Raw genomic sequence first — 20,770 nt, forward strand, 5'->3', positions numbered from 1 at the left:
CTGATTACACGCGATTATAGCCTGATTTGACTTGTTTTATGGTGGATTTATCGTGAAAATTATTATTTTGACCTTATTTGACCTTCGGATAATCGTATGTAAATTTTCTGCCTTAATCCTCGTAATTCCCCGCCGTTTGCACCGCCATATACCGGATCCTCTCGGCTACATACGCTGGCTCAAGCACCCGCAAATCCGGCCCGTAGCTCAGCAGCATGCCGTACATCCAATGATTATCCGGGTAACTCGTTCGGACCAGCAGCGATCCGTCCGCTTCCGTCTCAACGTTCTCAACGCCAAAAGCCTCCTCCACCCGTACTCTCAGCCGCGGCTTAAAACGCAGAAGGAGGGAAACTGCCGGTCCGGTCTCCTGGTTGCCCCACCTTGCATCCAGTTCTTCCATGCGCACGCCGCGGGACGGAAATTGTTCCAGATGCACCTTCAAGCCGCTCAATCGGGAAACCCGAAACGTCCGATAATCCTGACGGGTTCGGCAGTAGGCGTATAAGTACCAGGCGTACCCCTTCCAAGCCAGGCCGATGGGCTCGACTTCGCGCTGCTCGGCTGTCCCTTCCGTATTGGTGTATAGGAAGGACACGACCGATCGGTGCTTGGACGCCTGCCTTAGCGAAACGAGGACCGACTTGTCCTTGATTCCTCCTCCATGCCACAGGTTGGTGTCAAACACGAGCGTTTCGCCCTCATCCTCCATTTGGTCCTGCTCGGATTTGGCGACAAGCGCCTTGATTTTGGTCAGCAGATCGTCCATTTCCCGGTCATCCAGCGAAGCTTGTACGCCTTTTAAGGCGACGAGGATCGATTTCAGGTCTTCCAAGGTGACAATTTGCCGCTCGATCCGGTACTTCTCCATAATTTCATATCCACCGTCCGTTCCCGCGTACGACACGATGGGGATGCCCGCAGCGTTGATCGTCTCGAGGTCGCGATAGATCGTGCGCAGCGATACCTCGTACTTATCAGCCAAGGTTTGGGCGTTTACCCTGCGCCGACTCAGCAGGATCATCGTAATACCAAGCAGCCGTTCTACTTTCAAGCTACCCCTCTCCTTCATCTAAGAAATGGTGATTCACAAAAAAGATCACTTTTTATATCCACTGCATTTCTCGCTGACATACTGCTGTCAAGGTGGGGCGCCTACAATAAAGACATAAGAACCCCCGAGGAGGATGTTAAAAATGAAAATGTTCGCTAGTAGCCAAACCAATCCAGGTACGATCCGCCCCTTCCGCTTGGAAACGACGCCGGCAGAGCTCCAGGACCTCAAGCAGCGCCTAAGCATGACCCGCTGGCCGGATGAGCTTCCGGGCGCAGGCTGGAATTACGGAGCACCGCTCTCTTTTGTGAAAGACATGGCGGCCTACTGGGAGCATTCCTTTGACTGGTCCAAGCAGGAACAGCGCCTCAACAGCTATCCTCAATTTATGACGACGATTGACGGTGCGAACATCCACTTCTTCCATATTCGTTCCTCGGAGCCGGGTGCAGTGCCACTCATGCTCATTCACGGATGGCCCAGCTCCCCTGTGGAATTCCTGGAGCTGGTCGGTCCGCTGACCGATCCGACATCGTATGGCGGCGATGCCGCAGATGCCTTTCACCTGGTCATCCCTTCGCTGCCGGGCTTTGGCCTGTCAGGCCCGACCACCGATGCGGGCTGGAGCCCATCGCGGGCAGCCCAAGCACTGGATGCGCTCATGACGCTCCTCGGCTATGAGCAGTACGGTGTGCAGGGCGGGGATATGGGCGCCATGATCGCACCGGAAATCGGCCGCATCGCCGCCGGTCGCGTCATCGGGGTGCATGTCAACGCGGCGACCATGGGCTTTGTGCCGTTCGGGGCTATCGAAGACGACGTATTTGCATCGCTGACCGATGCTGAGAAGGTGCGGGTCGGTCGGTTGGGGCATTTTATGAAGGAAAGATTCGGGTTTAACATGATCCAGTCCACCAGACCGCAGACGCTCGCTTACGGGCTTCACGACTCTCCGGCCGGACTTCTGGCCTGGACCTGCGAATTGTTTAACGGCTTTGGCGATACGGTCGATGCCGTGGACCGTGATACGTTCCTCACCAACCTTATGCTGTACTGGCTGACGGGAACGGCAAACTCCTCTACGCGCATGTATTACGAAGGCGCACACGACCCGGGTGCCTGGGCACCGAAAGACATGTCGCCAACTCCTGTAGGTGTCGCGGTATTCCAGTTATCCGATGTGGCGATCCGCCGCTTCGCCGAGCAGGGCAACCGCATCGTACATTGGAGCGAGTTCGAGCGGGGTACGCATTTTGCCGCGATCGACGCACCGGATCTGATGATCAAGGACATCCGTACGTTTTTTCGGAATGTGCTGTAACCGTTAAAGTGGATAGAGGTAGGGTGGGCACCTTAGGTGTGCCCTTTTCCCTTTTATTGCTTCGGCTTCTTTTTACGCTGACGATGAAGTCCTCAACGCATACAGCTGCGAGACCACCCGGTCGAGCCGATCCTTGATCAGGATGGCCTCCGCATACTTCGCCGGAATCCCCTCATAGCCGTAATAGATTCCCGCCAACCCGCCGGCGATCGCTCCGATCGTATCGGAATCGCCGCCCAGGTTGGCCGCCCGCTGCACCGCATCGCTGAAGTCGGACGCGTGAAGCAGAATATGCAGCACCCAACGGAACGTATGGACCACAAACCCGCTGGGAGGACAGTCCGGTTCGTCTTCGATCATCCCTTCATACTCGCTGCCCTTTACCTCAGCCAGGATGGCTTCGCTCAAGTCCTCACCGCGCAATAGACGATCGGCAATGCGATTATAAATAACGCAAGCTTCCGCGCACCTTGGATCGTAATGCGTCATGCGTGATTGTATGATCGTCACCCGCTCAACCTCAGCCGGGTCGTTGTAAGCCAGCGCAGCCGGCAAGCATCGCATCAAGGAGCCATTCCCGCCGCTCTGACCCATGTCTGCGTGAGCAATAAAAGCGGCTTCGAGCCAATCTCCCTCATATTTTTCAAACACATGCCGGATGATGTTCCCAATGTCCTTGGGCCGCGATTGATACCATTCGAGAAAATAACGCCCGATCGCCTCCATCGGCTCCACGGGATTTTCCAGAATCCCTTCCGCCACGCAGAGCGTCATCATCGTATCGTCGGTTACTTCCCCCGGTTCGAGCTGCCATACTCCGCCGCCGATGATTTCCGTCAAATAGCCATATTGGGCTTTTACTTCCCGGACACTCATAAACTCCGTCGTTCCGCCAAGCGCGTCACCCACAGCCACGCCATAGAGGCCGCCCTTCAAGCGGTCGAGCATTTGGTCCTGCATGCCATCACTCCCGCGTTCTAATGAGATATTTGAAAAGAAGTCTGTTCTATTAGTTATGATTATAGCAAGTGCAGGCTAGTGGGATAAGCGAATAGAAACTCCTCAATCATTCCCCACCTCTGCCCGAATCTTCATTGCCTATGCATATTCTACATCATCCATTCCATAGATGCAGCGAACTTCCTGCGGCCCGGTCGGCCGAGCTTCGCGTGATTCCCCTTTTCTTCTGCTCTCAGAATTATATAAAAAAAGCACGATATCTCCTTTCATTTGCTGTAAGACGCGCTTTCCGGGCGAATGGTATCATCTTGGCGGGAAAGGAGGACTCGCCGAGTAAAAATGTAAGCGCTTAATCAACAAACCATTGGTGCAGGGGGAGTGCAATGAATGAGTAAATGGATGAAACAAGCCTTTTCGGCCATAATCGCCGCGGCTCTGATCATTCCGTCGGGCTGGCTGGCCTCGCATGTAAGCGCGGAGGCAGAGCAGCCGGATGCCGATACGGTAACGGTGGTGTACCATGAAACTTTTTCGGACGGAATTGGCAAAGCCGTTCAATCGGGAGGCGCCAGCCTCGCACAGGTCTCAGGCAAAGTGTTTGACGGGAACGAGGACGGAGGGGCTCTTTATGTAAGCAACCGTACCCACGATTACGATGCGGCTGATTTCAACTACACCGACTTAGGAATCCAAAACGGCAAAGCTTACACGATCACCGTTAAAGGATATGTGGACGCTGAAGCCACCGTTCCTGACGACGCCCAAGCGTATCTTCAAACCGTTGACAAAAGCTACGGCTGGCTGGCCGGCGCAGCTTTTAGAGCTGGGGAAGCTTTTACGTTGACCAAAGAATTCACCTTGGATACCAGCAGCGGCGATACTCGACTGCGTGTTCAATCCAACAGCGCCGGTGCCACAGTCCCCTTCTACCTCGGCGATATCCTCATCACTGAAAAGGCTGACTCCGGCGGGGGCGGAAACGAAGAACCGCCTAGAGATCCGGCCTTGCCTTTCAGCACGATCACTTTTGAGGATCAGACCCCCGGTGGCTTTGAAGGCCGATCCGGCACGGAGAAACTGACCGTCACCGATGAAGCCAACCACACACCGGACGGTGCGTACGCCCTCAAAGTGGAAAACAGGACAGCCACCTGGCATGGGCCGTCATTACACGTGGAGAAATACGTGGATAAAGGCGCCGAGTATAAAATATCCGCCTGGGTCAAGCTAATCAGCCCCGCCAGCTCGCAGATTCAGCTGTCCACCCAGATCGGCAGCGGTGGCAGCGCAAATTATGCGACCCTGGCCCCGAAAACGATCAGCACCAATGACGGCTGGGTCCAATTTGAAGGAACCTACCGTTACAACAGCGTGGGCGGCGAATACTTAACCCTCTACGTGGAATGTTCGAGTAACGCGGAAGCCTCCTTTTATATCGACGATATCAGCTTCGAAAAAACCGGCTCGACGCCAGTCGAAATCCAGAAAGATCTGGTCCCCATCAAGGACGCGTACCAAAACGATTTTCTGATCGGAAACGCCATCTCGGCGGAGGATCTGGAAGGCGTACGGCTGGAGCTGTTAACCATGCATCACAACGTCGCCACGGCGGGGAACGCCATGAAGCCGGATGCGCTGCAGCCGACGAAGGGCAGCTTCACGTTCACCGCAGCCGATGCAATGGTCAATAAAGTTCGGGCTGCAGGCATGCAGATGCACGGGCATGTGCTGGTATGGCATCAGCAGTCGCCGGCGTGGATGAATACGGTTCAGGACGCGCAGGGTAACACGGTCCCTCTGAGCCGCGAGGAAGCGCTGGACAACCTGCGGACCCATATTCGAACCGTCATGGAGCATTTCGGCGACAAGGTGATTTCCTGGGACGTCGTCAACGAAGCGATGAACGACAACCCGCCGAATCCTGTGAATTGGGAGGAGTCTTTACGCAAATCCCCTTGGTATAACGCGATCGGGCCGGACTACGTTGAGCAGGCGTTCCTTGCGGCCAGGGAAGTGCTGAACGATCATCCGGATTGGGATATCAAGCTGTATTACAACGATTATAACGAAGACAACCAGAATAAGGCCCAGGCCATTTATAACATGGTCAAAGCCATGAACGACAGATATGCCGAAAAGCATCCCGGCAAGAAGTTGGTCGACGGTGTCGGCATGCAGGGGCACTACAATGTGAACACGAATCCGGAAAATGTGAAGCTTTCCCTGGAGAAGTTCATCTCCTTAGGGGTCGAGGTCAGCATCAGCGAGCTGGACATCCAGGCCGGCAGCAACTACGAGCTCCCCGAGAAGCTGGCCAACGCCCAGGGCTACTTGTACGCGCAATTGATGAAGATATTCAAGAACCATGCCGCCGACATCAGCCGGGTCACCTTCTGGGGAATGGACGACGGTACAAGCTGGAGGGCCTCTTCCAACCCGTTGTTGTTTGATAAAAATCTTCAGGCCAAGACAGCATACTACGGCGTCATTGATCCGGACAAATTTATCACGGAGCATCCGCCCGAGTCGGGCAATGCCAACCAATCCACCGCGGCGTACGGCACGCCGGTGATTGACGGGACGGTCGACGCGGTTTGGAACCAAGCGGCCGCCATGCCGATCAACCGCTATCAGATGGCGTGGCAGGGCGCGACGGGCACAGCCAAAGCGCTCTGGGACGACCACAACCTGTACGTGCTGATCCAAATCAGCGACACTCAGCTGGACAAATCCAGCGCGAATGCATGGGAACAGGACTCCGTCGAAGTCTTCCTGGACGAGAACAACGCAAAAACTACGTTCTACCAGGATGACGACGGGCAGTTCCGCATTAACTTTGATAACGAAACTTCCTTTAATCCGCCCAAGATCGCAGATGGCTTCGAGTCGGTGACCAAAGCAGCCGGCACAAACTACACGGTAGAAATGAAAATTCCGCTCAAGACAGTAACGCCAGCCAATCAGCTGAAGCTTGGTTTCGACGCCCAGGTCAATGACGCGAAAGACGGCGCCCGTCAAAGCGTCGCCGCCTGGAACGACACGACCGGCAACGGCTACCAGGATCCATCCGTGTTCGGCGTACTGACCCTCACCGGCAAACCCGCCAATCCGGGCGACAATGGCTCGGGTAATGAGGGCGGTGGCGGAAGTAACGGAAACGGCGGTAATAGCGGAAGCGGTAATGGCGGCAACAGCAGCGGCAATAACAGCAACGGCGGCGGCAGCCCGCAAACCGGGATTACCGTTAGCGCCGGTGGTGTCGTTACAATCAAGCCGGAAGCGAAAGTCCAAGAAGGACGTGCCTTGAGTACCATTTCCACCGACAACTTGAAAAAGGCGCTGGAGCAAGCGGCGGCAACAGGCAGCGGGAAGAAGCAAATCGTGATCGAGGCTGCAAAGCTGCCCGGCACCGGTTCCGTTGAAGTCCAGCTCTCGGCTCAAAGCCTTAGTGGAAAAGAATCCTTCGAGCTGCTGCTGAAGACGGATTCCGCTGTTCTTCGAATTCCAAGCGGCATGCTATCCAATCAGACAGATCTATCCGGGCAGGTATCCGTCCGCATCGGAACCGCATCGACGGACCATTTGAACCTAAGCGCAGCCGATCGTGAACGGATCGGCAGCCGTCCGGTGATCGAGCTGAGCCTTGCAGCAGGCGGCAGAACCTTGGATTGGAACAATCCTGCAGCCCCTGTGACGGTGGAAATCCCATACAAGCCGACTGCTGAGGAGTTAAGCGATTCGGATCAGATTGTAGTTTGGTATGTCGACGGCCAAGGCCAGGCGACCCCTATTCCTAACGGCCGCTATGATGCCGCCACTGGAATGGTGGTATTCCACACCACCCATTTCAGTACTTATGCAGTCACCTATGCTTCCACGGCCTTCACAGACCTGCAAAACGTCCCTTGGGCCAAGCCAGCCATTGACGCCATGGCCGCCCGTGGAGTTATCCATGGAATGTCCAAGAGCCGCTTCTCTCCTGAAGCGTTAATCAAGAGGGCCGACTTCGTAGCCCTTCTGGTTCGGGCGCTTGAACTCCAAGGTACAGGCAGCCCGAAAACCGCATTCAGCGATGTCGATCCAAACGCTTATAATCATAGCGAGCTGGACATCGCCAATGAGCTGGGCATTGCGGTTGGTTTGCCAGACCGTACCTTCAAGCCGGACAGCCCGATCACCCGCCAGGAGATGATGATGCTCACTGCACGTGCTTTAGCCGCTGCCGGAAAAACAGTTGTGGGCAGCGGAAGCCTGAGCGCATACGCCGACGCCTCAAGCATTGCCGGTTACGCCAAGGATAGTGCGGCTGCGCTCGTGAAAGCCGGCATCGTCACCGGCAGCAACGGTAAGATCGTGCCGCAAGGTCCGCTCACCCGGGCTGAGGCGGCGGTCATTTTGTATCGGATTTGGATGTTGTAGCATTGGGGAGTCATACTTTGAAATGGAAAGGAGACACTGGTTAGTTGACCGGTGTCTCCTTTTTATCCCCAGATCATCTTATCTGTGAACAGGTTCAAATCTGATTTGATCAGCAATCAATTTATTTTCTGCAGGATCGAATTTATAAGTGATCTGAAAATCGCCTACGTATTGCGGAGAAATGCCAACGCTCGCGCCTAACGTGGTGACGATTCGTTGATTCCTCATCCAATAATAGATGACGCCGCCAAAACTAAGCTTGTCCTGTTTAAAGTTTATACCGGCAACATGATAATCAAATTGATGTTCTTTTCCCTGTGACTTTACCTTAATGGCCAAAGTCTGATCATTTTTCCGGGTAACCCCCGTTTCGATCTGGCCGGCGACAATGTCCTGGTAACTTTGCACTTTGATTTCGGAGAGATCCGTCCCGTCCAGCACATGTAATTCATCAATATTCAGTCCTGTCCCCTTTCCCTTATTAAGGATGATCACCGCTTCTTCCTTCCCGTCGCCGGTAACATCCGTGTAGTAAATCCGCGGGTCCTCAGTCGTCGAAAAGCTCCAGTCGAACGCCTTGTTCACACCATTCACGTCAACGGCTACGGATTCATACGAATATTGCCCTTCCTTAACCGGCGTCAGCTTTACCTCCTTGTTCTCCGAAGACCAAGATTTCGTATCCAGTGACGGATCGACCGTATTCATATGATTCTCTAGTTGTGAATTCGTTGTTACCCGAGATTCTGTTGTTGCTTCCGTGCCTGTTGAGGGACTGTTTATCGTCTGATCTTTGCTGCAACCCACAAGAAAACTGAACATTAAAATCGAAGCCGAAAATAATGCGAGCTTGTTAATGACCATCCTCTCACTTTCGCTAGTTGATGCACATTATTATATACGTTCTTTTTTCCATATAATTTAAGAAATGGTTGTTATGATTTGAAAATATCGTAACCTCTTATCTATAAACGCTGCTAATCGTGAGAAGTAACGCCCAGGGAATGCCGAGGACTGAATAATCCGGCTCTTGAAGTCCAGCCACCCCAGCCGTGAATGATTGAGTGAGCCTAATTGCTCTACGCTCGAAGGAAAAAGCCCCCCGCGTCCAGAATATATCAGCTATGAGCGTATGATGATGGGAGAGTGAGCGCACATGAGCGATGAGCAATGGCTGAAAGTTTCCGATTTGGCGGGACAGCTTGAAATCCCTCAGCCAACAATCAGGCGATACATGGACCGGCACGGACATCACTTGCATACGAAAAAGCAGCATAAAAGCTATCTGATATCTTCCGCGTCTATTCCCACGCTGGCCCGGATCCGTGACGAATACTCCAAGGGGTTGAACGGGGAGCAGGTCGAGGAGGTGCTGCTGGGCCAGCCATCCACGATCACGACCGTGAGCGGTACGAGCGTCCATAAGGATGAGCGCGTGAGCGATCATCTTGCCGAAGCCTTGTCCGAACTGGAGAAATCCGTGATCGATCGCTTTAACAATCAGGAGCAATTTAATCAGCATCTGCTCGAACTGCTGCAGCGTGAGCAGGAAAAAGTCGAACGTCTTACCGAGCTCCTTATGAAGCAGACCGAAGCGGCGGCGTCCTTGTCCCCGGCGGTTCAAACCCAGAGCCGGAAACAGGCGGATCACCTAACGGAACGAAGGGTGAAGCGACAGCTGGAGAGCGAGGCCTTGGAGCTCTGGCTTAACAAGCCTGCGCCGGAACGAACAAAAAGGAACGTGCTGTTTCAAAGGATAGAGGACAACGAGGCTAAGGAAAAATTTGTGAGGGACTACGTGCTGGAACATTACGTGAGCCGTTTAAACGAGGAATTTAATAGAAGCTAAACCTGTTCGAAAAGCATAAATAGACGAAAAAGAGCGGTCCGCATTGGATCGCTCTTTTTTATAGAAATCCGGCCCGCATTTAGCGGAACTTTCTTTTGCGATATAAGGACCACGACTATTGCAAGACTCACACTTTCTTATATCTCTTAAAAAAAGCTTTGGGAGGCCTGCCCCCGGCTCGTGTCTGGGAACGGAACACGAATTTGCGCTGGCACCAGTAGCTGAACACGAACAAGGAGCCTTCGGTGAGCAGCTTGGCGATGAAAAGCGGAATCCCCACCATTTCGTGGAACAATACCAACAGCCCGTAATTCAATCCCATGATCAGCGCGACCAGCGCAAAATATTTCGGAGCCGATTCGATCAGCCGGGGGGCGTCCTTGTTCACAAATACATAGCGCCGGTTCATAGCGTAGTTGAATATGGCGCTGCACAACCGCGAACCGACTACGGCGGCCAGCAGGCTGCCGGTAACGAACTGAAGCACAAAGAGCAGCAGGAAGTCCAGCCCCGCCGAGAGTACAGACGAAGAGCAAAACTTCAGTATAGGGGCATAAATCCGGATGGAGTCCGCAATCGGGCGGAAATGGGAAGACTTGTTTTTTTCCAAATAGACGGTATCAATGGGCACCTCATGGATCGGGTAGCCGTCTCCGCGTGCCTGCAACAGCATGTTCATTTCATACTCAAAACGGTCCCCCGGAATGCTGCACAGCCAGTCCAGCATCTCCGGCGAGAAGCCGCGGAGGCCGGTCTGCGTATCCGTGACGGAGCGGCCGGTCGTCAGGGCGTAAACCAAGCGTGTCGCTTGGTTGCCGAACCGGCTTCGCAGCGGTACCCTGCCGGTAAAATGCCGGCAGCCGAGCACGATATGGTCCGAATGCTCATCGACCGCTGCGGCAATCCGGACGATATCGGACGGAAGGTGCTGTCCGTCGCTGTCCGCGCAGACGATCCCTCCCGTCTCACCCGCCTTCTTCAGGAAGGCGAAGCCGGTCTTCAAGGCCCGCCCTTTGCCAAGATTGTGGTCGTGGGTCAGCACGATGCAGCCGGCCTGGCGTGCCGAACGAAACAGCTCCCCATAGTCCTCCCCACTGCCGTCATCGACCACGACGATCCTGCAGCGGCAAGCCGCCTTCAGGTCGGCAATCAGCTGCAGCAGTCTCTCGTCAGGCTCATAGGCCGGAATCAATACGGTTGTCATGTCGGTAGCCTCCTTCAGCTTCGTCGGTCCGTTATTCGCCAACATAAATAATGTCGCTGACGCCGCGCTCCTGGCCTTTGCCCCCAGGACTGTTGACGACCCGGCCCAAAAAGTACATGGTCGATGAACCGCCGCCGTCGAGGTTGTAGGCCTCGGTCGCACCCAGATCCTCGAACAGATTCGCAAACTCGTTCAGCGTCATGCCCCGGCTGTAATTCTGCTGCCGCCCGTCCACCACGACAAACACGTAGTGATTCGGCGAAATGATGCCGATTCCCGTCCGCGGGTTGGCCTCGTCGATCGTGCGATTGCCGAAGTTGGTATCGATTTTGACGTTATCGAAATCCTGCACCGCGGTGCCGTCTTTCACCAGAACCGGTCCGAACGAAAAGGTATTCGTTACCCCTTGGGCAAGCAAATCCTCGGCGGAGACCTCCTCCTCGTTATACGATTTCATCGTGCCGTCACCGAACAGCGCCAGCCCGTCACGCGCAGGCTCATCACGGTACAAGGTGCCGTTACGGATGACGACGCCGTCATTCCGGAACCCGTAATAGTCCCCGTTGATGGCAAGAATGGCATTGTTGGCGGATGCGATCTCCGAGGTATGCTCGGTAATGTTGCGGCCGAAGGAATTATCCGCGAAGGCTGTCCGAAGGTTGGACGCGTCCTTCAGCTGAACATCGGCGACGTAATACGTAATTTTATCCGCGCCTGTACCGGTCTCCACTTGCTTGATCGAAATATCGACGTTATCGCTCTTGTAGTTCCAATCGTCAGAGGTTGCGTTTACCGCTGAGGCCGTGGACGCCGCAGATTCCGTGTTCGTCGATGTATTCGTAGCAGCTGTTTTCGTTGTACTCGCCGACTGCCTACCGGAAGCGGACGATTCTATGGCTGCTGCCGTGCTGGGCTGGGCAACGACCTCCTCCACATGCGGGATCAAATACCGGTCGGCCAGCCCGTACAGGATACCGCCGACTGTGGCAACGGACAGCGTGAGACTGATGAGCAGAATGCGCTTGGACTTCTTTTTCTTATTGTTCATGGATGATTACTCCTTGTGGCTATAATGGGATAGCCCTAGAGTAAACCCGAATATTTAAATGGAACTTAAATGGGATATGAAGCTGATGGAATGGTGCAAAAAGCGGGGATCTGACGAAGGTGGCCATAGAGCCGCATGGCCTCATCTTGGTTCGAAGCGTATATGTAGGGAAATATTTTTTAAAAAAAGAGAGGAGAAATCAATTGAAGCTGTAAAGCTTGAGAGGATGAACTGAGGTTCAAAAAGATTGAAAGGCAGGAGGATACAACCAATGATGCAATCATTACTTATGTGGCTAAGGCTTCCTTCGTAATTTTCTCGATATCGATCGGGGATCTGGATCCTTCGCTGACTAAATCGGGGAGAATATGCTGCAAAAAATAGTCAACGCAGTGAAGCTTGATTCCTTTAATTTTGATGAGGGCATCTCTATACATGACGACGAACTCTTTTTCCGTGTTTCCACGCTGCAGTTCTGTAAAGGCTTCGTAGATTTGATCCAGTTTATCGGCCACTTCCAGGATTCTGCCTTCGACGGAATCGTCCTTGCCTTCACGCAGTTGTCTGCGAAAAATCGGCTGAAACTCAGACGGAATATGCTCATCAATGAAATGAGCGACCATGCCTTCCTCCACTTGCTGAAGCATTGCACGCAGTTCGAGGGAGTGGTGCTTCACGGGCGTTTTGATATCCCCGATAAAAATCTCGCCGTAATCATGACTGCTGGTAATTTCGTACAGCTTCTTCCAGTCCACCGTGACTCCGTTGGTTTCCTCAATGTCAGCCAGCGTTTTGGCGTACTGAACAACCTTCCAGGAATGGGCGGAAACGCTGTGCTCTTCAAATTTGAACTTGCCGGGACAACGAATGATGCGTTCGAGGTCGTTCAGCGATTGAAAGTACGTATGAATTCCCATAGCTGCACCCTTTCTTTGTGTAAAATGGTTTATATACTGCTGTATTTCTAGTATACATTCGGTTTGTAAAAGGACCGTAAAGTGACGCAAGAAGTTATTGGGAACCAACGGATGGTTATGCACAGGATAACCCGGCGGCGGTCCCATTACACATGGTAAAAACATTGACACGACACCAAATGGTGTCATACAATTAAATTGTCACCAAAAGGTGTCACATCATGAGACGACAATAAGGCTTAGGAGAGAGTGCTGTGAGCGAGAACAATGAGAATCGAGATGTATTTGACGCCGTTGCAGATCCAACCAGACGCCGACTGATTCGTCTGTTATCCGAGGCGGAGGAGCTCCCGCTTCATGAACTGACACCACATTTCCAGATGGGCCGGACAGCGGTATCCAAGCATTTGACCATCCTGAAAGAGGCCGGACTGGTCGTTGACCGGAAAGTCGGCAGAGAAACACGATTCAGGCTGAACGCTTCCCCGCTCCAAGAAATTCAAGATTGGGTGGCTTATTATACCCAATTCTGGAGTACAAATATGCTGCGCTTGAAGCAGCTTTTAGAGGAGGAAGAAGAATGAGTTTTTAAAAAGACCACCCATAGAGGTGGTCTTTCTCATTGGATCTACATGGGGGAGAATCGAACGCTACAGCCGTGGATCGATCTCCTGCTCCTTGGCCACCTCAAACAGCAGATTGGCCGCCGCTTCCTGGTACGCCGCATGCATCGGTTCGATCTCGTCGTATTTCACGCTGAGCATCCGGAGGCCAAGCCGGTATTCGTTCTGCGAGGTCCGCAGCTTGCGGGCGATGCCTTTCTGCTTCAGCAGCTTCCGGTACTTATGCGGGAACCGGTAGTCGTAGCCGTAAATAATGGACAGGTAGTCCGGGTTGCGCACTTTCATGTACGGTACCGTCCGGCCGTCCCAAGCCTCGGGCTTGATGACTACGCCTTCCATGTGCTTCTCCGTTGTCAGCTTGGCAAAGAACCGCTCCGCCTCTGCATAACTCTCCGGTTCGGACAAATCAAGCGAGACCGATTCATCGTCCGACAAGAAGCTGTACGTCTCCGATGTCGTCCACTGCGGCAATTCCTCCCCTCCGTTTTCAAAGACGATTTTCAAGATGGCGAACGGTTTATACTCCATCTCCCCTGCTTCAGCATACAGCTCCAGCTGTCTTTTGTACGTTTCGTAAGCTTCGATATGCTGTGCCAACGATACGGACGTCTCCACAATTTCGTGTATATGCTTATAGTTCTGGTACACGCTGGCGCCATATTTATCGCTTAGGTCTTTTTTAGGCATTCGGTATTGATCCTGCTCGAAGCCGCTGGCCTGATACTGCTCGGTCAATGACTGCAGAGCGGTTTCGAAACCATGGTCCTGCAAAAAGGAAAGCTCGCCCTCCAGCGCCTTTTCGATCGGCTTGAACTGCCGCTGGATCAGCCCTTCACCGAGGGCATTCCACGGCATCAGCTCGCCGTCCAGGATGAGCATGCGGATTCCCCGCTCCTGCATATAAGGGCCGAACCTGGCCAGCAGCCGATGGTAGACCTCCGTCAGATCCACCTGCTTCACCTTGTAACCGTTGCGGCTTACCGCGAAGCACTGCTCTACGTCGGGATGCAAATAAATATTGCAGCGCGATCCCATATATTTCGGCTGCAGCGCCACCTTCAGGACGCCGTTCTCCTTGAAGTAGTCCAAGCCCCGCTTCAGCGACTCCAGCTCACTTCTCTCCATATCTTTATCCGCCGGGGACATCGTGCCGGAAATGAAGTTGATTTTATGCCGGGAACAGTAGTGCAGCCTGCGGATATCGTCCTCCCCCAAATCCTGCACGGACACCTTCCGATTTTCCTGGAACAGCACCGGAAGTTCCTCGGTCAGCACGGATGTGTGCGACTTATGCGATTTCATGAACGGTTTGAACGAAATCGTCACGGACGTTAGCCCGTTCCCATGCACGGCGCCGGTGTCGAGATGGATTTTGTTCCGGATCCGGAAAGCCTGTTTGGCGGCCACGTGACCAAAGATATGATACGGGTGGTTTCCGACCGCCTCATCCTTCAGGAAAGACAGCTGCTCTTCCAGCGGCGTCTCCCGGTCGATGCGGAAATTGCGCTGATGGCGGGCCGATTGGGCGTCCAGCTTGCCGATATACTTTTTCATGCAGGGTGCATGCGTTACATAGTAGGAAGGGCCGTCCGTTCCTACATAGCGGTAAAAGGGCTTTGCCTTTTCCACCAGTTCGTTAAACATCACGAGCAGCTTATCATCGTTTGCCAGTGTCTCGGTGGAATCAAAATACGTCTGCAGTAGCTCCTGATCCACGCCCTGGATCTCGCCGCGCAGGTATTTGTAGACGAAATTTTCGTGATTCCCCAGCACGAACAAGAAATGTTCCTGATTCCCATACAGAAATTCGAGGATTTCACGCGTCTGCTTGCCTTTATCGATCCAGTCACCAGCCAGGATGACCTTCATAGACCGCAGCTTCTCCCCTGCGAGCAGCTTGCCTGCCTCGATCCGGAAGCCGTAGCTCAGCAGCAGGCCCTTCAGCTCTTCCACGCACTCATGAACATCCCCCACAATAATGTACTGCGGGCCATGCGGGAGAACCGTCTCCCGGTAAGCCTCCAAATCATCGATAATCACGCGGTAGTCGGGATTGGCCTTGCTTTCTTCTGGCCGGTAAAAGTCCTTGGCCCGCACCTTATGAATCTTCTCATAGCCTTCGCGCGGCAGCGCGCCGAGCACGTCTTTTTTCAGGCGGTTGATATGATTCGTGATGAGCCGTTTGGAGCGCTCCGATGCGTAGTAGTCCTCCCTATTCCGGTAATCGAAGACAATGACCTCAAGGTTGTAGTGATTGCTGCGGGCGATCTCCCGCACCTTTTCGCGAAAATCCTCCGCCAACCCCGTCGTGTCCACCACCACGAAATCGGCATTGACCGGAAACGACGTAACCATCTTCAACCGCTCAAACAGCAGGTGAAAAGCCTGCTCGCTCGCCTCCAGCATCACTTGATCGTATTTATCGTAATCATATCCGAGCACCTCCTGGCGGATCCGGTCGGAGGACAGATATTGAATGTTTGCTTTCAATTTCGATGTCTCATCCTCAAACCGCAGTCCCGGAATCAGCACGTCTTGGGCAAACGTCGTTTTGCCGCATTCCGTGGAACCGACGAGCATAAAGATGGTATGCATTTTTGTGCGGATTTCCATGAGCTCTAAGCCCCCTCTTTCTTCAAAATAACGCCCTGTGTCGTCCGGATCTGGTCGACCTCATCCCCGATCGCCGCGAAGTCATGCGACAGTCCGAGCCCCTGAATCACATCCAGCATCCACGTCTGGAACTCCTCCTGCCCCATCTCCCACTTGTGGTCGTCATGGCGGAAGCCGGACAGCTCGTAATAACGGTTAAAGTCCGCGTTCGGCGTCGTGATCACCAAATGCTCAAAGTCGACCCCGGCCACGATCTGCCGAATCAGCTGCGCCGCCTCCTCTCTGCTCATATGCTCGATAACTTCCGTCAGGATCACGTCGACACGTTCGCCGTTATAGTCCTCGAGAAAATGGTCCATCGAGTGGAAGGGCGCAATGTTATCGATTTGCCGGGACTCCGCTTTGCGGGTCAGGGCCGCTAGGCTCTCTTCGTCGATATCGACCGCGTAGTAGCTTCCTTCGATTTTGCCGGCAAACGGCAGCGCATAAAAGCCTTCGCCGCACCCGACGTCGAGAATGGACTTATCGAAAGGCAGCACGCCGCCGATGTAATTTCGGCGCTGCAGCGCTGTACCCCCGTAAGCAAATTGGATTCGGTAACGGGTCGATGCTTCAAGCTCCGCCTTGTACTTGTTATACCGCTCCCGGGAAGCCAGGAAATTGCGGACGAACAGGCTGCGGATGTAAAACGGTGCGTCGATCACGTTGATGCTGCGGATGTATTTGTCCAGCACATGCTCGGAAATGTCGATATATTCGTTGCCGAACATGGACAGGAACAGGCACAGCACGCTCACGGCGTGAAGGAGCTCATAAAGGCTCCGCTGCGTCGTCACCGTGAGCGAGTAGCTCTTATGCGCCTGATGCGTAATCTGAAACGTGAAGTCCTTGAGATGCTTTTCAAAAAAATCGATGTAGCGCGTGAGCTCGATATGAATCATGCCGATCATCAACGTATGCTCATACCCCTCCGTATCACGTTCGTCATGGTGCTTGAGCGGGTGAGCGAAAAACTCGCTGATCGCATTGAGCGGAAATAACGGCGTGTTGTAACGCGACACGTTCAAATATTCGAACTGCTCGTCGGCATGCTGCTTATAGGAAATTTCATTATCGGCGTCTTTGAAATAGACGTTGAACGTCTGCTCATCCGAATACCAGCCGTAGGCCATCCCTTTGCGGATGCTGCGGAGAATCATGCCGGAATGCGGGTTCTTTTTGATCAAAAATGAAAACTGCGGGTTCGTGGACTTGATTTGCACGATCGCCATACTGCACTCTCCTTGCTTGCGGGTTTCAATTCCTTGCTGTCATCATCGCTTATTTTCGTGCGCACGAACATGGCGCAAGTATTACGACCCGGCATAGAAATCTGGTGAAACAGGCGTCATTCGTGTTTCCGCTCACACGATCACGGCACGCTCATGGTAAGGTTCACGTGTTAACTACCCGGTTCGCCTGCTACAATAGAATGAGATCGATACGGAAAAGGAGAACCGTCAGATGGCCAAAGAGAGCTTTGATAAAGAAATCCAGTTTTTGCGCTTGCTGGTGCTGACGAGCGGGGCGTATAACCGGCAGCAGTTCGCCAAGCGGCTCGGGATTTCCGTGAACACGTTCGATAAGACGATCCGCCGCCTCAAGGAGATTGTCCAGGCCACGTACCAGCAGCTGCCGGAGGAACAGGGCAAGGAGTTCAGCGAAGGGCTGCGGTACAACTACTACGATTCGGCCGACCCGATGCTGCTGTTCCTGTTCCGCGCCAAGTCGCTGAAAGAATCAGAAAGCGAGCGGCTGTCCCTGCTGCTTGGGGCGCTTGGTACGCAGTCCCTTACGGCGCTGGAGCTGCTGGACAGCTGCACGAACGCGATGGCCGCCCATCTCCCGCTCCCGGATGAGAAGACGATCCGCAAGGATCTGAAGTACCTGGAAGAAGTAGGGGTGATCCGCAAAATAGGCGGAGCGCGCCCTTACCGATACGCCATTCGCGGCGAGCTCGTTCAGGAGCTGACCGAGGATGAGCTGCTGGATTTGTATGATTTTGTGGACGTCATGGCGGGTACCCAAATTCCTTCCGTCCAGGGCTACCTGCTGCGGGACGGACTGAAGAAGCAGCTGATGCGAAGCCATTCGGAGAGGCATGCGGTCGAGCCCTTTTTATATAAATATCACTACCACTCGCGGATTTTGGACGAAGCCCATTTGTTCTCCATTCTGGATGCGATCCGCAAGCACCGGAAGGTCCGGTTCCTGTACTTCTCGCCCAAAGCGGAAAAAAGCTACGCATCCCAGAACACTAACCCGCTGTTTGAACGGAAAACGCAGGGCAAGCTGGAACAGACACTGCCGCTAAAGGTCGTGTACGACCATCAATACGGCCGCTGGTATCTGCTGTCCTATGGCCGGGAAGGCATCCGGAAATACCGGATGGAGGGCATCACACAGTTTGAGGAGGCGGAAGAGGCGGATCCCGTCTGGTTTGCGGAGAAGCAGCAGGAGCTGCTGGAGAAGCTGCGCTACAGCTGGCTGATCGACACCGGCGCACAGGTTACGGTCCGCGCTAAATTTTACAATCCCGGCGACGGACCGAACTTCATCAAAGAGCGGGTGCTGCTGCAGGGTCAGTGGGGGCAAATCGTCGAAGAAGACGACGTGACCTTCATCTACGAGATTACTGTAAACGGCACGACGGAAATCAAGCCGTGGCTGCGGAGCTTCGGTTCCAGCTGTGAGGTGCTTGAGCCGATCCGGCTGCGCCGCGAAATGATCGCGGAATGGAAGGAGATACGCGCCTATTATGAATCTGTTTGAAAAGATTTTTAACTACCAGATCATCTCGCGCCTCGACGATTCCGGCACCTTCATGGTCACCGCCCACGAACGCGCTTGGCTGAAAACCGTGCTGGAGCACCCCGCCGCTTCCGAAGCATTTACGCCCGAAACCTTGGCGAAGCTGGCAGCACTGCTGGCCGAAGATGAAGCGATGGACACCGGCGCTCACCTGATCGAGAAAGCGCGGAGCCGGGAAAAGCAGGTGTACCACCCCCTCCTGCGACCCTTGCGCCGCCTGATTATGAACCGGAGCGGCATCCGCGTTACCCACGCTCTGAAAAGCGGGCAGGTCTACTCCAACCAACTCGGCGTGCCGTATCGGCTGGAGTATTCCATGGTGAAGCGGGAATGGTACCTGCTGTGGCACCATATCCGCAACCGGGCATTCATGAGCACCAAGCTGGATAACATCCTCTCTGTCACTGAGCAGGAGCTGCCGCATGAGCGGGTGAGCGATATTTTGGCGCGGATCGGCGAGACACTGGAGAACCGCAAAGCCGAGGTGCTCATCCAGATCATCCCGCAGTATAACCAGGAGATGTCGCGCATTCTGTACGCGCTGTGCTGCTTTGACAAGGAGGTGCAGTATGACGCGCAAACCGATACTTATACGGTGAAGGTATGCGTTATGGGCGATGAGAGGGAATTTCTGCTGTCCAAGCTGCGTTTCCTGGGCAAACGGGTGCGGGTGCTTGAAGGAGACTATGTGAAGAGACGCATGCTGGAGGCTTCGGTGAAGGCGCTGGAACGGTACGGCATGGTGGAGGAAGTTACGGATAAAGATGAGGATGCGCTAAACCCCGCTCAATGAGCGGGGTTTAGCTATTTGCGGACTACTCTTCATACCATGGGTTTAAATGAACCATAACCTCTCCGACATCGGAGCAATGCTTCATGATCGTTTGTTTAATATTTCGGGAAATATCATGCCCTTCCTGAACACTAAGCTCAGCCGCCACCCCGACTCGAATATCAACAATAATATAATGGCCGTGGTCTCTCGCACGAAGGCGATCCAGACGCTTTACTTCCGGAACCGTTTTGACTAACTCCGTAAGCTCGTTCATTTTCTCCAAGTCCACGTTTTTCTCCATCAAAACATCGACCGAGGATTTTCCCATATGAATCGCCAGCTTTAACACCAAATAAGCGACGACGATTCCGGCAATAGGATCGCCATAAGAGAGAATCGCGATATCGTAATGATCGCCGAGCATGCCCAATGCGATGCCGATGACCGCGGCAATGGAAGCATAGACATCTGCCAGATGATCATAAGCTGTAGCAATGAGCCCGCTGCTTCGATGACGTTTTCCGATAGCCATGGTATAAACATAGAGAACTTGCTTCAAAATCAAAGAAAAAGCCGCTGCTGCCAGCGCGACGACGGTCGTTTTGTGCGGGGGTTCGAACAGCACCATCACGGAATGATAGGCCATATATAGAGCGGCCAGCGCTAAAATGATGGCCACCCCCCCTGCCCCCAGCACCTCTGCCTTCCCATGACCATAGGGATGATCCTCATCCGGAGGTTGCTTGGAGATTCGCATGGAGCTGAGGGCTGCGCCTGTAGCGACGACATCTCCTGCATTATGAACGCCATCGGCAATAAGTACCGGACTATTGGATAAGAATCCAACACCGAGTTTAATAGCGGTTAACACGATATTGCTTATGAAGCTGAGCCAAATGGCAAATGTCGATTGTCTGTCTTCATGGTTCACGTTTTTAACTCCTTACACATTCAGTAGCATCCGTGTTGAAACGATAGGTTTTAATAGTAGCGTACAAATACCGTGTGGGTCCAGAGAAACAGTTTTTGTGTGTCCCTAAAAAGTATGACTTGGCATAAAGAGTTGTACGGGTGAAAAATATTTTTACATAACAAAAAAAGCCTCCACAGGAGTGACGAAAACCCTGCTGGCTATTA

15 protein-coding genes are annotated in these 20,770 nt (G+C 53.5%); 6 read left to right on the forward strand and 9 right to left on the reverse strand.

Translation table 11 applies throughout. The annotated features are described in order from the left end of the window. Positions 1-112 precede the first annotated feature (112 nt). Positions 113-1,054: a helix-turn-helix transcriptional regulator gene (locus tag IAE55_RS25445; protein WP_200634237.1), complete on the reverse strand. Its 942-nt coding sequence runs from the start codon at positions 1,052-1,054 to the stop codon at positions 113-115. Between the two features lie 142 nt (positions 1,055-1,196). On the opposite strand from IAE55_RS25445, the gene IAE55_RS25450 reads away from it, so the two are divergent. Beyond that, on the forward strand, positions 1,197-2,375 hold the full coding sequence (locus IAE55_RS25450) for an epoxide hydrolase family protein (protein WP_200634238.1): 1,179 nt from the start codon (positions 1,197-1,199) through the stop codon (positions 2,373-2,375). 72 nt (positions 2,376-2,447) lie between these two features. Here IAE55_RS25450 and IAE55_RS25455 read toward each other — a convergent pair whose 3' ends face one another. Then, entirely contained in the window at positions 2,448-3,335 is an 888-nt protein-coding gene (locus IAE55_RS25455; protein WP_200634239.1) for an ADP-ribosylglycohydrolase family protein, read from the reverse strand. 387 nt (positions 3,336-3,722) lie between these two features. Between IAE55_RS25455 and IAE55_RS25460 the strand changes: the two genes are divergently transcribed. After that, positions 3,723-7,754, forward strand: a complete 4,032-nt coding sequence (locus tag IAE55_RS25460) for an endo-1,4-beta-xylanase (RefSeq protein ID WP_200634240.1) — start codon at positions 3,723-3,725, stop codon at positions 7,752-7,754. A gap of 78 nt (positions 7,755-7,832) precedes the next feature. On the opposite strand, the gene IAE55_RS25465 is transcribed toward IAE55_RS25460, so the two are convergent. Further along, complete coding sequence (locus IAE55_RS25465) at positions 7,833-8,618, reverse strand: hypothetical protein (RefSeq protein WP_200634241.1); 786 nt, start codon at positions 8,616-8,618, stop codon at positions 7,833-7,835. Between the two features lie 292 nt (positions 8,619-8,910). On the opposite strand from IAE55_RS25465, the gene IAE55_RS25470 reads away from it, so the two are divergent. Continuing rightward, positions 8,911-9,603: a hypothetical protein gene (locus tag IAE55_RS25470; protein ID WP_200634242.1), complete on the forward strand. Its 693-nt coding sequence runs from the start codon at positions 8,911-8,913 to the stop codon at positions 9,601-9,603. A gap of 127 nt (positions 9,604-9,730) precedes the next feature. Here the strand turns inward: IAE55_RS25470 and IAE55_RS25475 are convergent, their stop codons facing one another. The 3 genes from IAE55_RS25475 to IAE55_RS25485 all read right to left on the reverse strand — a co-directional run bounded on the left by IAE55_RS25475 (position 9,731) and on the right by IAE55_RS25485 (position 12,772). Next, on the reverse strand, positions 9,731-10,807 hold the full coding sequence (locus IAE55_RS25475; protein ID WP_200634243.1) for a bifunctional glycosyltransferase family 2/GtrA family protein: 1,077 nt from the start codon (positions 10,805-10,807) through the stop codon (positions 9,731-9,733). A gap of 31 nt (positions 10,808-10,838) precedes the next feature. After that, on the reverse strand, positions 10,839-11,855 hold the full coding sequence (locus tag IAE55_RS25480; RefSeq protein WP_200634244.1) for a phosphodiester glycosidase family protein: 1,017 nt from the start codon (positions 11,853-11,855) through the stop codon (positions 10,839-10,841). Between the two features lie 287 nt (positions 11,856-12,142). After that, positions 12,143-12,772 (reverse strand): HD domain-containing protein, encoded by a 630-nt coding sequence (locus IAE55_RS25485; protein WP_089549375.1) that lies wholly within the window; start codon positions 12,770-12,772, stop codon positions 12,143-12,145. A 254-nt stretch (positions 12,773-13,026) separates the two neighbouring features. Between IAE55_RS25485 and IAE55_RS25490 the strand changes: the two genes are divergently transcribed. Further along, positions 13,027-13,356: an ArsR/SmtB family transcription factor gene (locus tag IAE55_RS25490; RefSeq protein WP_105445150.1), complete on the forward strand. Its 330-nt coding sequence runs from the start codon at positions 13,027-13,029 to the stop codon at positions 13,354-13,356. Positions 13,357-13,422: 66 nt separating this feature from the next. Here the strand turns inward: IAE55_RS25490 and IAE55_RS25495 are convergent, their stop codons facing one another. Both IAE55_RS25495 and IAE55_RS25500 read right to left on the reverse strand, forming a co-directional pair. After that, positions 13,423-16,008, reverse strand: a complete 2,586-nt coding sequence (locus IAE55_RS25495; protein WP_200634245.1) for a metallophosphoesterase — start codon at positions 16,006-16,008, stop codon at positions 13,423-13,425. Positions 16,009-16,013: 5 nt separating this feature from the next. Beyond that, positions 16,014-17,279: a class I SAM-dependent methyltransferase gene (locus IAE55_RS25500; RefSeq protein ID WP_200634246.1), complete on the reverse strand. Its 1,266-nt coding sequence runs from the start codon at positions 17,277-17,279 to the stop codon at positions 16,014-16,016. Positions 17,280-17,511: 232 nt separating this feature from the next. Between IAE55_RS25500 and IAE55_RS25505 the strand changes: the two genes are divergently transcribed. Both IAE55_RS25505 and IAE55_RS25510 read left to right on the forward strand, forming a co-directional pair. Further along, positions 17,512-18,819 carry a helix-turn-helix transcriptional regulator gene (locus IAE55_RS25505; protein WP_200634247.1) on the forward strand — a complete coding sequence of 436 codons (1,308 nt, stop codon included), beginning with the start codon at positions 17,512-17,514 and terminating at the stop codon, positions 18,817-18,819. Then, positions 18,806-19,651 (forward strand): WYL domain-containing protein, encoded by an 846-nt coding sequence (locus IAE55_RS25510; RefSeq protein WP_200634248.1) that lies wholly within the window; start codon positions 18,806-18,808, stop codon positions 19,649-19,651. Before IAE55_RS25505 ends, IAE55_RS25510 begins: the two co-directional genes overlap by 14 nt. A 22-nt stretch (positions 19,652-19,673) precedes the next feature. Here the strand turns inward: IAE55_RS25510 and IAE55_RS25515 are convergent, their stop codons facing one another. Further along, the gene (locus tag IAE55_RS25515) at positions 19,674-20,564 is read right to left on the reverse strand and encodes a cation diffusion facilitator family transporter (protein ID WP_105445147.1); all 891 of its coding nucleotides are present in this window, start codon (positions 20,562-20,564) and stop codon (positions 19,674-19,676) included. Positions 20,565-20,770 lie beyond the last annotated feature (206 nt).

It is taken from the genome of Paenibacillus sp. S28 (genome assembly GCF_016624415.1).
GTDB lineage: Bacteria > Bacillota > Bacilli > Paenibacillales > Paenibacillaceae > Paenibacillus_AQ > Paenibacillus_AQ favisporus.

Coding starts and splice junctions, on each gene's coding strand:
- IAE55_RS25450 (WP_200634238.1), top strand. CDS start 1,197: ATGAAAATGTTCGCTAGTAGCCAAACCAATCCAGGTACGATCCGCCCC.
- IAE55_RS25455 (WP_200634239.1), bottom strand. CDS start 3,335: ATGCAGGACCAAATGCTCGACCGCTTGAAGGGCGGCCTCTATGGCGTG.
- IAE55_RS25460 (WP_200634240.1), top strand. CDS start 3,723: ATGAGTAAATGGATGAAACAAGCCTTTTCGGCCATAATCGCCGCGGCT.
- IAE55_RS25465 (WP_200634241.1), bottom strand. CDS start 8,618: ATGGTCATTAACAAGCTCGCATTATTTTCGGCTTCGATTTTAATGTTC.
- IAE55_RS25470 (WP_200634242.1), top strand. CDS start 8,911: ATGAGCGATGAGCAATGGCTGAAAGTTTCCGATTTGGCGGGACAGCTT.
- IAE55_RS25475 (WP_200634243.1), bottom strand. CDS start 10,807: ATGACAACCGTATTGATTCCGGCCTATGAGCCTGACGAGAGACTGCTG.
- IAE55_RS25480 (WP_200634244.1), bottom strand. CDS start 11,855: ATGAACAATAAGAAAAAGAAGTCCAAGCGCATTCTGCTCATCAGTCTC.
- IAE55_RS25485 (WP_089549375.1), bottom strand. CDS start 12,772: ATGGGAATTCATACGTACTTTCAATCGCTGAACGACCTCGAACGCATC.
- IAE55_RS25495 (WP_200634245.1), bottom strand. CDS start 16,008: ATGGAAATCCGCACAAAAATGCATACCATCTTTATGCTCGTCGGTTCC.
- IAE55_RS25500 (WP_200634246.1), bottom strand. CDS start 17,279: ATGGCGATCGTGCAAATCAAGTCCACGAACCCGCAGTTTTCATTTTTG.
- IAE55_RS25505 (WP_200634247.1), top strand. CDS start 17,512: ATGGCCAAAGAGAGCTTTGATAAAGAAATCCAGTTTTTGCGCTTGCTG.
- IAE55_RS25510 (WP_200634248.1), top strand. CDS start 18,806: ATGAATCTGTTTGAAAAGATTTTTAACTACCAGATCATCTCGCGCCTC.